The 11,914-nt window shown below is 42.3% G+C and carries 16 protein-coding genes; 13 read left to right on the forward strand and 3 right to left on the reverse strand.

Annotated elements, in window-relative coordinates:
* The first annotated feature begins 106 nt into the window (after positions 1-106).
* From hflX to ACIFQM_RS02520, 9 genes are all read left to right on the forward strand, one after another.
* A complete protein-coding gene (gene hflX, locus ACIFQM_RS02480; RefSeq protein WP_430043749.1) occupies positions 107-1,393 on the forward strand; it encodes a GTPase HflX in 1,287 nt (428 codons plus the stop codon).
* 114 nt (positions 1,394-1,507) lie between these two features.
* Complete coding sequence (locus ACIFQM_RS02485) at positions 1,508-2,761, forward strand: aminotransferase class I/II-fold pyridoxal phosphate-dependent enzyme (protein WP_430043751.1); 1,254 nt, start codon at positions 1,508-1,510, stop codon at positions 2,759-2,761.
* A gap of 83 nt (positions 2,762-2,844) precedes the next feature.
* Positions 2,845-3,258: a MerR family transcriptional regulator gene (locus ACIFQM_RS02490; protein WP_007430683.1), complete on the forward strand. Its 414-nt coding sequence runs from the start codon at positions 2,845-2,847 to the stop codon at positions 3,256-3,258.
* Between the two features lie 115 nt (positions 3,259-3,373).
* Complete coding sequence (gene glnA, locus ACIFQM_RS02495; RefSeq protein WP_430043752.1) at positions 3,374-4,702, forward strand: type I glutamate--ammonia ligase; 1,329 nt, start codon at positions 3,374-3,376, stop codon at positions 4,700-4,702.
* Between the two features lie 534 nt (positions 4,703-5,236).
* On the forward strand, positions 5,237-5,869 hold the full coding sequence (locus ACIFQM_RS02500) for a hypothetical protein (protein WP_430043754.1): 633 nt from the start codon (positions 5,237-5,239) through the stop codon (positions 5,867-5,869).
* Positions 5,847-6,383: an accessory gene regulator ArgB-like protein gene (locus tag ACIFQM_RS02505; protein ID WP_430043756.1), complete on the forward strand. Its 537-nt coding sequence runs from the start codon at positions 5,847-5,849 to the stop codon at positions 6,381-6,383. The genes ACIFQM_RS02500 and ACIFQM_RS02505 overlap by 23 nt, the downstream gene beginning before the upstream one ends.
* Positions 6,380-6,526, forward strand: a complete 147-nt coding sequence (locus tag ACIFQM_RS02510) for a cyclic lactone autoinducer peptide (RefSeq protein WP_014281452.1) — start codon at positions 6,380-6,382, stop codon at positions 6,524-6,526. Before ACIFQM_RS02505 ends, ACIFQM_RS02510 begins: the two co-directional genes overlap by 4 nt.
* Positions 6,527-6,543: 17 nt before the next feature.
* Positions 6,544-6,942 carry a LytTR family transcriptional regulator DNA-binding domain-containing protein gene (locus ACIFQM_RS02515; protein ID WP_430047313.1) on the forward strand — a complete coding sequence of 133 codons (399 nt, stop codon included), beginning with the start codon at positions 6,544-6,546 and terminating at the stop codon, positions 6,940-6,942.
* Between the two features lie 136 nt (positions 6,943-7,078).
* Positions 7,079-7,249: a hypothetical protein gene (locus tag ACIFQM_RS02520; protein WP_430064995.1), complete on the forward strand. Its 171-nt coding sequence runs from the start codon at positions 7,079-7,081 to the stop codon at positions 7,247-7,249.
* A 151-nt stretch (positions 7,250-7,400) separates the two neighbouring features.
* Here the strand turns inward: ACIFQM_RS02520 and ACIFQM_RS02525 are convergent, their stop codons facing one another.
* Positions 7,401-7,571 carry a hypothetical protein gene (locus tag ACIFQM_RS02525; RefSeq protein ID WP_430043760.1) on the reverse strand — a complete coding sequence of 57 codons (171 nt, stop codon included), beginning with the start codon at positions 7,569-7,571 and terminating at the stop codon, positions 7,401-7,403.
* 394 nt (positions 7,572-7,965) lie between these two features.
* Positions 7,966-8,592: a transcriptional repressor LexA gene (gene lexA / locus ACIFQM_RS02530; protein ID WP_013310545.1), complete on the reverse strand. Its 627-nt coding sequence runs from the start codon at positions 8,590-8,592 to the stop codon at positions 7,966-7,968.
* Between the two features lie 190 nt (positions 8,593-8,782).
* Here lexA and ACIFQM_RS02535 point away from each other — a divergent pair, with 190 nt between their 5' ends.
* The 4 genes from ACIFQM_RS02535 (at position 8,783) to ACIFQM_RS02550 (ending at position 11,095) form a co-directional block, all read left to right on the forward strand.
* Positions 8,783-9,151 carry a LysM peptidoglycan-binding domain-containing protein gene (locus ACIFQM_RS02535; protein ID WP_430043828.1) on the forward strand — a complete coding sequence of 123 codons (369 nt, stop codon included), beginning with the start codon at positions 8,783-8,785 and terminating at the stop codon, positions 9,149-9,151.
* Positions 9,152-9,262: 111 nt separating this feature from the next.
* Positions 9,263-9,469: a DUF896 domain-containing protein gene (locus ACIFQM_RS02540; RefSeq protein ID WP_044648282.1), complete on the forward strand. Its 207-nt coding sequence runs from the start codon at positions 9,263-9,265 to the stop codon at positions 9,467-9,469.
* A gap of 128 nt (positions 9,470-9,597) precedes the next feature.
* The gene (locus ACIFQM_RS02545) at positions 9,598-10,107 is read left to right on the forward strand and encodes a hypothetical protein (protein ID WP_430043762.1); all 510 of its coding nucleotides are present in this window, start codon (positions 9,598-9,600) and stop codon (positions 10,105-10,107) included.
* Between the two features lie 193 nt (positions 10,108-10,300).
* Positions 10,301-11,095 carry an HAD family hydrolase gene (locus tag ACIFQM_RS02550; protein WP_430043765.1) on the forward strand — a complete coding sequence of 265 codons (795 nt, stop codon included), beginning with the start codon at positions 10,301-10,303 and terminating at the stop codon, positions 11,093-11,095.
* Positions 11,096-11,205: 110 nt separating this feature from the next.
* Here ACIFQM_RS02550 and ACIFQM_RS02555 read toward each other — a convergent pair whose 3' ends face one another.
* Entirely contained in the window at positions 11,206-11,748 is a 543-nt protein-coding gene (locus tag ACIFQM_RS02555; protein ID WP_430043767.1) for a cupin domain-containing protein, read from the reverse strand.
* Positions 11,749-11,914: the final 166 nt, after the last annotated feature.

Below are 11,914 nucleotides of genomic sequence, written 5' to 3' on the forward strand. Positions count from 1 at the left end.
AGAAATCTGAATCACATCGAATTGTATAACGTCGAACGGGGGCCGGCCTGAATATCAGGTCGGTCTCTGTGCGAGAGTTAATATGGAAAATAAAGGAGCAAACAATATGGCGAACTCCACTTATGATACACAAACCGAAATGCAGGATAAAGCGGTACTTGTCAGTCTGATTACGGATGAAGTCAAACGTTCTGGGATTAATACAGAATACTCTCTGAATGAACTCGTGAAGCTGGCCGAGACCGCTGGTGTTGAAGTGCTTAGTGTTTTGACCCAGAACAAGGAAGCAAAGGATTCCAAATGGTTTATCGGTAAAGGTAAGGTAGAGGAACTGCGTGCGGCAGCCGAGGAATTGGGTGCGAATACGGCTATTTTTGATCAGGAGCTTTCGGGGGCTCAGGTGCGAAATCTGGAAGAAAGTCTGGATCTCAAAATTATCGACCGTACGCAGCTTATTCTGGATATTTTTGCTCAGCGTGCGAAAACACGGGAGGGCATTATTCAGGTTGAACTGGCGCAGCTGTCCTATTTGTTGCCCCGCTTGTCTGGACACGGCAAAAATCTGTCACGACTTGGTGGCGGTATTGGAACACGTGGTCCCGGTGAAAGCAAGCTGGAGACAGATCGTCGTCACATCCGTGATCGTATCAGCGATTTAAAACGTCAGTTGGAGGAAGTGACCCGTCATCGGTATTTACATAGAGAGCGCAGACAAAAGAGTGGTATTGTGCAGGTAGCGCTTGTTGGCTATACCAATGCGGGGAAATCGACGCTGCTAAAGCAATTGACGGCGGCTGATGTATATATTGAGAACCAACTGTTTGCGACGCTGGACCCTACCTCCAGAACGATGGAACTGCCGAGCGGCAAAGAGATTATTCTTACGGATACCGTTGGTTTTATTCAAAATCTGCCTCATGATTTGGTTGCTTCTTTCCGTGCTACTCTGGAGGAAGCTAATGAGGCTCATCTTATTTTGCATGTGGTAGACGCTTCTTCGGATATGCGTGACGAACAGATGAAGGTCGTGGAAACGATTTTGGAGCAACTGGGAGCGGCGGACAAGCCGCAGATCGTATTGTTTAATAAAAAAGATGCTTGTACTCCTGACCAACTGGAAATGCTTCCTTCCGGCGAGGGATATTTGAAAATCAGTTCATTTGACGAAAGTGATCTGCTGCGTCTTCGTGAGCTGATTCAGGAGCATCTGAGCGGAGATACGCTGAGATTCCGTATTCCGGCGGAACGTGGGGACTTGACATCGGTGCTTTACCGGATTGGGGATGTACTTCTGACCGAGTATGATGGTAATGATGTCATTTATGAGGTAGAAGTTCAGCGAGGCGAGTATGAAAAATATGGTCATGTCCTCAAGGACTTCACAGAAGGATAACTTCTGATGACGTTTTTAGGTCAATTCAATGATAAATGCACACCATTCCGAGGGAAAGATGTTATAACAACAATAGCCTAAGGCTGCGTAAAGAGAGAGGGTCACGAAGGTAAAATGGTAGTTTTTAGTCCGGAAATCCAACAAATACAAGAAACAGCAGAACGCAAAATACAGGAACGGCTACAGCGCATAGATCATATTGTAGATGCAAATCAGTGGAAGGTTATTCAGGCATTCCAGCGGAAGCAAGTGAGCGATTTTCATTTTGCCGGCTCTACGGGATATGCGTACAATGACCGAGGGCGTGAGGTACTGGAGGAGGTCTATGCCGATGTGTTCGGTGCGGAGGCGGCATTGGTCCGCCCGCATTTTGCCTCGGGAACTCATACGATTTCCACTGCTTTATTCGGCGTTCTACGTCCAGGTGATGAGCTGTTGTATATTACGGGGCAACCGTATGATACGCTTCACAAAGTGATCGGCAAGCCCGGCGATGGGACCGGGTCATTGCAGGATTTTGGCATTACTTATGGAGAAACAGCGCTGACAGCAGAAGGTAAGGTAGATTGGAAAGCAGTGGAGGCTACAATCCATGCCAATACGAAGGTGATCGGCATCCAGCGTTCACGCGGCTATGATTGGAGAGCTTCCTTTAGTGTGGCAGATATCGAGGAAATGACAGCCCGTGTAAAGGCGATTAAACCTGACGTTATTGTCTTTGTGGACAATTGTTATGGTGAATTTACCGAAAAGCTGGAGCCTACGCAGGTCGGTGTCGATTTGATGGCAGGTTCACTGATTAAAAATCCCGGCGGCGGCATTGCCGAAACGGGAGGATATATTTGCGGTAAACAGGAGTATGTTGAGCTGGCAGCCTACCGCTTAACTGCGCCTGGAATCGGTGGTGAAGTAGGGGCCATGTTAGGTACCACGAGAGGTATCTTTCAGGGCTTATTTCTTGCTCCAACACTGGTTGGGCAAGCGGTTAAAGGAAGTATATTCGCAGCTGCGGTCTTTGAAGACATGGGATTTGAAACGAAACCTGCCTGGCATGAGGAACGCACCGATTTGATTCAGGCCATTTCTTTTAACGGACCGGAGCATTTAATTGCTTTTGTCCAAGGAATTCAGCGTGCTGCCGCTGTGGATAGTCATGTGGTACCGGAGCCGTGGGATATGCCGGGCTACGAGCATCCGGTTATTATGGCTGCAGGCACTTTTATACAAGGAGGAAGTCTGGAATTATCTGCAGATGCTCCGATTCGTGAACCCTATATTGGTTACATGCAAGGGGGGTTAACCTACTCTCATGTGAAATATGGAGTGCTGATGGCCCTACAAACCATGAAAGATCGTAAATTATTGTGAGTTTTTCTAACATGTCATTGACACTTTGCATCAGCTAAATGTACAATAAGGTGAATAATAGATCACTGGAAGGTTGATGACAAATGGGCGACGAAATTCGCAGAAACATGGCCTTATTTCCAATAGGTATTGTCATGAAGCTAACGGACTTGTCAGCACGTCAGATTCGTTATTATGAACAACATAACTTGATAGTTCCTGCCCGCACGTCGGGTAACCAACGTCTTTTTTCCTTTAATGATGTAGAGCGTTTGCTTGAAATCAAGGCGTTGATTGAGAAGGGTGTTAACATTGCGGGAATTAAACAAGTCATGAATCCGGTCACCAAGGAATCGGAAGAAGCAACAGTTATTACTGCAGATACGGAAGTTAAACGTCGTGAAATGTCCGATACCCAGCTTCACCGCTTGCTGAAACAACAGCTTGTGGCAGGTAAAAGACCGGGACAGGTATCCCTGATCCAAGGTGAATTATCACGTTTTTTCAATAAGAGATAATATATTGCCTGCATTTTGGCATACTACCGCTTTACTTGCAGACCAGGCCTCATTATTTAAAAGGATTATGGAACAGCTGATTTGTAATACTCGTTACAGAAAGGGAGAGGTTAGTGTGAGTTATACCAGAGAAGATATTCTTCGGATTGCCAAAGAAGAAAATGTTCGTTTTATTCGTTTGCAGTTTACAGATTTGCTTGGTACGATCAAGAACGTAGAAATTCCGGTTAGTCAACTGCCAAAAGCGCTGGATAACAAAATGATGTTTGACGGTTCTTCCATTGAAGGTTATGTGCGCATTGAAGAATCTGACATGTACTTATACCCTGATCTGGATACATGGGTAGTTTTCCCTTGGGTAACCTCGGATCGTGTAGCTCGTCTGATCTGCGATATTTATAAGCCGGACGGAGTTCCATTTGCCGGCGACCCGCGCGGTATCTTGAAACGTGTACTCAAGGAAGCAGAAGAAATGGGTTATACTTCGATGAATGTCGGACCGGAGCCTGAATTCTTTCTGTTCAAAACCGATGAAAAAGGCGAACCGACTACAGAATTGAATGACCAAGGTGGATATTTTGACTTGGCACCGATGGATCTGGGTGAAAACTGCCGTCGGGAAATTGTTCTTAAGCTTGAAGAGATGGGCTTTGAAATTGAAGCGTCCCATCATGAAGTTGCACCTGGACAGCATGAGATTGACTTTAAATATGCGGATGCAGTTAAGGCTGCCGATCAGATCCAAACGTTCAAGCTCGTTGTTAAGACGATTGCACGCCAGCATGGTCTGCACGCCACCTTTATGCCAAAACCTTTGTTTGGCGTGAATGGCTCCGGTATGCACTGTAACCAATCGTTGTTCAAGGACAATGAAAACGTATTTTATGATGAATCAGACGAACTCGGATTGAGCAAGACGGCCCGCCATTATATGGCTGGTATTCTTAAGCACGCACGTGCGATGGCAGCAATCACGAATCCAACGGTGAATTCATATAAACGTCTTGTACCAGGTTATGAAGCTCCTTGTTATGTTGCCTGGTCTGCCAGTAACCGTAGTCCGATGATTCGAATTCCGGCATCTCGTGGCTTGAGTACCCGCGTCGAAGTTCGTAATCCTGACCCGGCTGCGAATCCTTATTTGGCACTGGCTGTGATGCTGAGAGCCGGTTTGGATGGTATCAAACGTCAAATGGCTCTGCCAACTCCGATTGATCGTAACATCTATGTTATGTCTGAGGAAGAGCGGATTGAAGAAGGGATTCCAAGCCTGCCAGCAGACTTGAAAGAAGCTTTGTCCGAGCTTATTCGAAGCGAAGTTATCTCTGACGCTCTGGGTGACCATGCGCTGGCTTACTTCTATGAGCTTAAGGAAATTGAATGGGATATGTACCGGACCCAAGTGCATCAATGGGAACGTGATCAATATCTGACGCTTTACTAAAATGTGGAATCCCTTGGCGCTCTAAGCGTTGAGGGATTTTTAGTTTGGGGGCAGTGAGTAAAATTATATGGCGGGAAACCGCATTTTTCAATTGGAGGTACTAAAAGAATTGCAAGGAAGAGTTTGCGAGTTGGATCGAAGCCCGTAAGCAAGAACATCGTGTATTAATACTATGTTGTCCTGTCTCTTTTGGCTGATTGTATTTTATGATTTTTTTGATCGTTTGTATCATCCTAAATAATTAAAGAAGAGAACCTGTATGAATTGGAATGAAATTCTAGATACATTTTTCCATGATCCGGGACTTATCAACGAAAAGTGGGAGGAAGATGGTATTTTCCAACTCGTGAAATATGAGTTTTTTTGAAATATGGCTCTTAGAGCAATAAACATATTGTAAGGAAACGTGCGAAAAATATTTACCCAGCATAATACATAAAATATTCCAAATAAACAGGTAATTGTATTTCTATACTGTTATAGCAAATATAGAATTATAGTGTTGGTTACAATGGTGAGAAGGGGATATGTGTTATGTGGGAGCCTATACGGTTCTTGCTTTTTTCTAATGTTGAAACATTTGCGGCGTTTGTTTTAATGCTTACTATTTTCAGAATCCGAGCTTTAGATTTTATCTGGCCTGCATTGTTTATCGGCCTGATCATGAATTTGCAAAGTCTGGTGTTAAGAGAAGAAATGTCGTTGTCTTTTTTTGCTCCGAGTATAAACATTATATTATTCACATTATTGATAACTACTGTTGTAAGGATGCCTATTATTTGGTCAGCTATTATATCCATTACAGGTACGTTTTTGTATACGCTGCTCCAAGCAATAATTATAGTAATGCTCTTTGGTACATTGACATCAGACATGGAGACCTCTCCAGAGGGATCGTTAGCTCAAGCGGTAACCAGTGCATGGGTATTAGCTATATCATGGTTAGTATTTAAATTCAAAATAGGCTTTACAGCAGATTATGAAAGCTTGCGTTTTAGGTGGGAACATGTACTTGTTGTTATTTTAATAATTGGGGTACTAGGCGCTAGTACATTTATGTTCTACGTCAATAATTTTCCTCTGAGTATTTTATTTATAGGTTTGGCATCTGGAATGTTCCTGTACTATGCGCTAAAAACGGAGCGTGATTATTATAAAAAATCTTGATTCTATTGCTCTTGATATTGCAACTCATATCAAAACAGTTGTACCGGATCATCCATCTTCTATTGCGGTTTTAAAACATGGAGTAGCCGTTGTGATTAATACAGTTTCCATCATTTTGTTAACTATTGGTATTTCATTTATTACGGGGAAGGTGCAGGAAACTGTACTGGCAATGATATCTTTTTCTATACTGCGTCAAGTTGTAGGAGGAATACATTTAAAGAGCAATATAGTATGCATTGTTGTCTCTACAGCTTTACTTACTGCCCTGTCCTTTGTGAATTTAAACTATAATTGGATAGTTATTACTTCGATATTAAGTATAATACTTGTCTTAGTTTATGCTCCGTCTAGAATAGACGGGAAGACTCGTATATCTAAACGGCACTACCCATTGTTAAAAATTTGCGGAGTTGCAATAATAACACTTAATTTGTGGCTGGCTTTTCCGGTGGTAGCGGCTAGTTTTTTTGTTCAGAGCTTAACATTAATAGAGAGGAGGTGCGAAAAATGAAAAGTCCTAAATTTAGTAAATTTAAGATTGGCATGTACTACAATGCTGCCATATTACTTACTTCACTTGCAGTTGTATCAGTGAGTACAGCGAGTTTGTCTTGGATTCACAGTCCCGAACCACCTGAAGAACTGTTGAAATAAAGTGGGAGATATATGAAATGCTAAACTTAACCGTCTCAGCTGATGATTCTCGAGGTATGAACAAGGGCGAAAACATACCAGTGGACAAGGTTCTTTTTATATCTAAAGGACGTAAGAGGGATCAGATTCTAGTTCACACATTCGAAAAAACATATTACATGATCGGCACCCTAAAGCATTGGGAAAGCTTTCTAAATAATAATGGGTTCCATTTCTTGAATGTGGATAGAAGTAATACACTGAATGTGGAGAAGGTGAAAATTGTTAATGGCATTTTCAAAGACGCTTACTTTGAATGTGAGATAACAAAAACGTCGAAGAGGTGTCCGATCTCTTATCACCGATTTGGCGAGGTTATAGAGGAAATGGGTTTCATAAATTCGAACATAATTTTCACTGGAGTTGCTACTAGATAGCGGCTCTTTTTTTTCAAAACACTCGACTTATTCGAATCATAAGAGACATTCAGCACCCTGATTTTTGTTCAGAATCTAAAGGATCATGATCATACAGTAAAGATAAAGACACAATAGTTCAAGGAGGAGAATAGACATGAAAAAAGCTTTTTTTGAATTTTCTCAGGGCTGGGATTTAAAGTGCCACTTTTTATTGTACAACTTCCGTTTTACACTAGAATGTGGCACAAAAAAGCGGGAAGAAATCCTTCCCACTTTTCGCTTAAAAACAATCATTATCGTCTGCGTTGTCTATCATTTACACTAAACAGATTAACAGCCAATGCGTTACCTCTAGCACGTGCAATAGCTCTCTGATTTGAACGGATGGATAATCCTCTTCCTCTCACGTGACGTTTGAAATGTCTTTTACACATGATATCACCTCCCTTCACAAGAAATGAAGGTACGGATGAATTTTAGAAGTGTTTATGCTTACGGTTACGTTTGGAAATTTTGATGTTCAATGCATTGGTGGCTAGTGCGTTACCGCTTCTTGTTTCGGCGGATGCGGCCTGAAAGACTTTTACGACCAGAAATTTGTTCTTGCCGATACGATGCTTATACGTTTTGACTCGATTTTTGATCATATGCTTATCTCCTTTGCTAAGGTCTACTTTATTCATATGCCAGTAGCGCTAGCATGTATCGGCATAAATCTATTAAAAGCAAAAAGAAGCTATCACCTATGATTCTAATATTCAGAAACTAATAAAGTATGGAGATACAGAATGTAAAAAAACTTATGCTTACCTGTCTTATCTTTTCCCACTTTATATTGTAGGAGAAAGTTCCAGCAGATTAGCATAAGCAGAATAGTAAAGAATGAAGTTAGTAGGTATAAACCGTCTATCTATGGGCTATCAAAGGAAAAAGAATAGCTGTGAGAAACATTTTGTGTACATAATATCAATACAAAACCGGCTTGCCATGGGCAGCCGGTTTTGTTGTAGCGGAAGAATAACGGGGCTGAAAAATGAAAAATTAGTGGAAGTCCCGGAAGAGTCCTACAACCTTACCCAAAATACTGACGTGCGTCAGACGAAGCGGTTCAAAGGCCGGATTTTCCGGTTGAAGTCGAATATGATCTTTTTCCTTGTAAAAAGTTTTAACAGTAGCCTCGTCCTCGTCTGTCATGGCCACGACAATATCGCCATTATCGGCTGTCTGCTGTTGACGTACGATGACATAATCTCCGTTGGCAATACCAGCTTCAATCATGCTTTCTCCTACAACAGATAACATGAATATTTTATCCTCACCAACAAAATGCTGGGGAAGAGGAAAGTAATCTTCAATATTTTCTGTTGCTGTAATAGGCAGACCAGCTGTAACTTTGCCGACGACCGGAACACGACTAATTGAGTAATTAATCAAGTTGCTGTTATCCGATTCGTCTTGGCCGAGTAACTCGATGGCCCGCGGTTTCGTTGGATCACGACGAATCAGTCCCTTTTTCTCCAGACGATCCAAATGACCGTGAACCGTAGAACTGGAGGCCAATCCAACAGCCTCACCTATTTCGCGTACAGAAGGGGGATAACCCTTTAGACGCACTTCATTGCGGATAAATTCAAGAATGGCCTGCTGGCGGCTTGAAATCTTAGACATACCGTATCAACCCCATTTAGTAACGTTTGGGAAAATTATAGCATAGAACCTCCGTTCGTACAAACGTAAGTTCTAAATAATCCCTAAAAAACAATCGCGAACTTTTGTTCTCTTTTCTATTGAACAAAACAGATGTTCGTGTTATATTGTGAAAAACATAGGAACAAACGTTTGGAGGACGTAGACAATGATGAAATATAGCACATATCAAAGTATTTTTCCAATGAATTTAGAAAAGATGCAAAATGTCCGTAATGAGAGAGAGGCACAGCTTGTACGGCCCATTTCTAATAGTCTTCTGTCCAAACTTCTTATTCTGGTTACCGTTTTCTGGATTGCGGATGCAGGTGTGCTGACGGTATTCGCGGCCCCTTCGGTTTCTAATGAAGAGGTAACCAAACTTATTGTACAACCTGGGGATACATTGTGGCAGATTGCCTCCAATCATAAACCGGAACGAATGGATACAAGGGTATATATAGATGGAATTGTTCGGATTAACGGACTGGAAGATCGGGGAGTGCAGGCAGGCCAGCTTTTAAAGCTTCCGCATTTCTGATCTGTCACGATTGATTAGAGCTTGTCAGAGGACGTAATGAGGGAACCTTGACAAGCTCTTTTCTACATGTCAAAGTGTATTATATCTTTGCTTATATGGAGGGGACAGAATTTGGATATAGACAGCTTGGTACAGCGCATCAATGAATTGGCTCGCAAAGCAAAAGCCGAAGGATTGACTGAAGAGGAAACAACAGAGCGCGCCAATCTTCGGGAAATTTATTTGGATAACATTCGCCGTAATTTCCGGCAGCAACTTGATACGATTGAAATTGTGGACGAAGATACGTCGAAGGGAAATGGTGGGCTGACGCATTAATGTCGCTAAAGCGGCTTAGCCCGCGTAATTTGCTTTTCGTTTTTTTAAGGTATCTATTTTGGTATCTATATAGATTAGGATGGGTGGCAATTGTTTTTAAGCAATATATTTGGGAAGGGAATTGAGAGATGGCCCGATCATTTGAAAGAAAAGTACGCAAAAACACAGCGCATTTGAATAAATCGCGCAAAAAACAAGGCATCCAAACCATTAGTGGTGCCGGTTCTGCAATGGATATTTTCCGTGGACGTAATATTACCGTGCCAATCATGTTGGCTGGACTTGCAGTTCTGTACATGCTCATGAGTTATTTTTTGACTAAGACTGGCATGCGCGGCATGGACTGGCTTGTATTTGGCTTGTATTTGATGCTGGCAGTTATCTTTTTCATACGCCGTCCTTATTTGAAGGTTGGAAAGAGCACGCTGTATATGTTGAAGGGTGGCAGAGAGCGTCCAATGACGACAGAGGATATGAAAGCCATCAAGATTGAAAAGGGTTACGTAACGGTTGAAAGAAAAGGTAAGGGTGGCAACTTTATTTTTACAAAATCACTGGGCCGTTATGATACGGATGCCATTGCAGAGCGGCTTGAGAAGTTTGCGCTATCTAATCAGGTTCAAGTAGACAAAAAATAGCGACTTCTGTTGGTACGAATCGTTTAAATTGTTTGTGGACCTGTAGCCTCTGTAAATAAGGTCGCATGATGTTATTTCATATAACACATTGCGGCCTATTGATTAATATGGGCACATAATAATTGGAATGCTTGTAGGCTCAACATGGGAGAACAAGCGTACATATAAAGTGGAAAGAGAGTGGATAATTCAGATGACGATTCAGGCGGTAATGTTCGATCTTGATGATACACTTCTGTGGGATGAGCGTAGTGTAGAAGAGGCATTTGACGCGACGTGCCAGACAGGTTCCCTGGAAGCAGACGTTGATCCGAAGGCTTTGGAAGAAGCAGTCCGCAAGGAAGCGCGTGCTTTGTATGAGTCTTATGAAACCTTTAGTTTTACTCAATTGATTGGCATTAATCCGTTTGAGGGATTGTGGGCGAATTTTAAGTCAGGAGAGCAGCCTGAGTTCCGGCAATTGGAACAGTTGGCCCCTGCTTATCGAAAGGAATCTTGGCGTAGAGGTCTGCAACAGTTGGGGATAGATAATGAAGAGTTAGCGCAAAAACTGGCAACGCAATTTGCCTTGGAAAGACGCACCCGTCCCCATGTTTATGAAGAAACATTTGAGATTCTGGAGCAATTAAAGGGGAAGTATAAGCTTCTTTTGTTGACAAACGGCTCCCCTGATCTACAGCAGGAAAAGCTGGATGGGGTTCCGCAGCTAGCTCCATTTTTTGATGACGTTGTTATTTCAGGTTCGTTTGGTAAAGGTAAGCCGGACCCGTCTATTTTTCTACATGCTTTGGGGCTTCTCGGTATTGAGCCTGAACATGCTTTAATGGTGGGGGATAAGCTGACGACTGATATTCAAGGCGCTCTGGCGGCAGGTGTGCACTCCGTGTGGGTGAACCGCAACGCCAAAACCAATACTACAGAAATCAAGCCAAAGTTTGAAATTAAGCATCTTTCTGAATTGGATGGAATTATTCAATCGTTTAAGTAAGTGCTTTTCGGATCTTATTATAGTAACAAGCCCAAAAAACTCCCTCCGCTCAGGTATCTCAGAGCAGAGGGAGTTGCTTTATCCACTTTGGATGGATTCGTAATGTAGTATTATGCTTTAATAAACGATGGATCTTCAAACGGTTCGGCAATCCACCCATTTTCTTCGATGAACAAACGTACTGCGACGATCTTCTGATTTTCCATTAAGGTAAAGAAGTGAGGAATATTTTCTGGTACGGAAATAACGTCACCAGGTGAAAGCTCGACATTAAAATATCCGATTTCTTCAGGACCTTTAATGATGAAAATGCCTTTGCCTGCTACAATAGCACGGATTTCATCTTCGGTATGAGTATGAATTTGCTCAAACTTGGCAAGCAGCTCGTCTAAATTCGGCGTTGCTTCGGACAAGGTGATAACGTCCCATATTTTATACCCACGGCGGGCGGCTAAGTCCTTGATTTCGGCTTCAAAAGTGTTTAGAACAGCTACTTTTTGCTCATCTGTCAGGGTGAAATTTTCTTGCAGCACCCCGGATAGCTTGGAATCATCCCAATGCTCGTACAATACCTCTTGACTCTCCAAAAATTCACGGACCTTGTCTTCATCGCTAATTCGTACATTCGTATTGCGTATTAAGATTTCAGCCATAGGTTATCCCTCTTTTCCACTTGGTTTAATGTTGTATACAGAATATCATGTCTTGAATCGTTGTACAATATAGGTTTGAAACATTTTATGTTGCAAATGACGGTTCGTCCTATTCCAATATAAAAGAACACCGACCTAAGTGCGTCTCATTATGCTGCAAACTGTA

This window comes from Paenibacillus sp. NRS-1782, assembly GCF_050467685.1.
Lineage (GTDB): Bacteria > Bacillota > Bacilli > Paenibacillales > Paenibacillaceae > Paenibacillus > Paenibacillus terrae_A.

Coding starts and splice junctions, on each gene's coding strand:
- ACIFQM_RS02490 (WP_007430683.1), top strand. CDS start 2,845: ATGGGCGACGAAATTCGCAGAAACATGGCCTTATTTCCAATAGGTATT.
- ACIFQM_RS02525 (WP_430043760.1), bottom strand. CDS start 7,571: ATGATCAAAAATCGAGTCAAAACGTATAAGCATCGTATCGGCAAGAAC.
- ACIFQM_RS02550 (WP_430043765.1), top strand. CDS start 10,301: ATGACGATTCAGGCGGTAATGTTCGATCTTGATGATACACTTCTGTGG.
- lexA (WP_013310545.1), bottom strand. CDS start 8,592: ATGTCTAAGATTTCAAGCCGCCAGCAGGCCATTCTTGAATTTATCCGC.
- ACIFQM_RS02535 (WP_430043828.1), top strand. CDS start 8,783: ATGAAATATAGCACATATCAAAGTATTTTTCCAATGAATTTAGAAAAG.
- ACIFQM_RS02485 (WP_430043751.1), top strand. CDS start 1,508: ATGGTAGTTTTTAGTCCGGAAATCCAACAAATACAAGAAACAGCAGAA.
- ACIFQM_RS02545 (WP_430043762.1), top strand. CDS start 9,598: ATGGCCCGATCATTTGAAAGAAAAGTACGCAAAAACACAGCGCATTTG.
- ACIFQM_RS02515 (WP_430047313.1), top strand. CDS start 6,544: ATGCTAAACTTAACCGTCTCAGCTGATGATTCTCGAGGTATGAACAAG.
- ACIFQM_RS02555 (WP_430043767.1), bottom strand. CDS start 11,748: ATGGCTGAAATCTTAATACGCAATACGAATGTACGAATTAGCGATGAA.
- hflX (WP_430043749.1), top strand. CDS start 107: ATGGCGAACTCCACTTATGATACACAAACCGAAATGCAGGATAAAGCG.
- ACIFQM_RS02500 (WP_430043754.1), top strand. CDS start 5,237: ATGTGGGAGCCTATACGGTTCTTGCTTTTTTCTAATGTTGAAACATTT.
- ACIFQM_RS02510 (WP_014281452.1), top strand. CDS start 6,380: ATGAAAAGTCCTAAATTTAGTAAATTTAAGATTGGCATGTACTACAAT.
- ACIFQM_RS02520 (WP_430064995.1), top strand. CDS start 7,079: ATGAAAAAAGCTTTTTTTGAATTTTCTCAGGGCTGGGATTTAAAGTGC.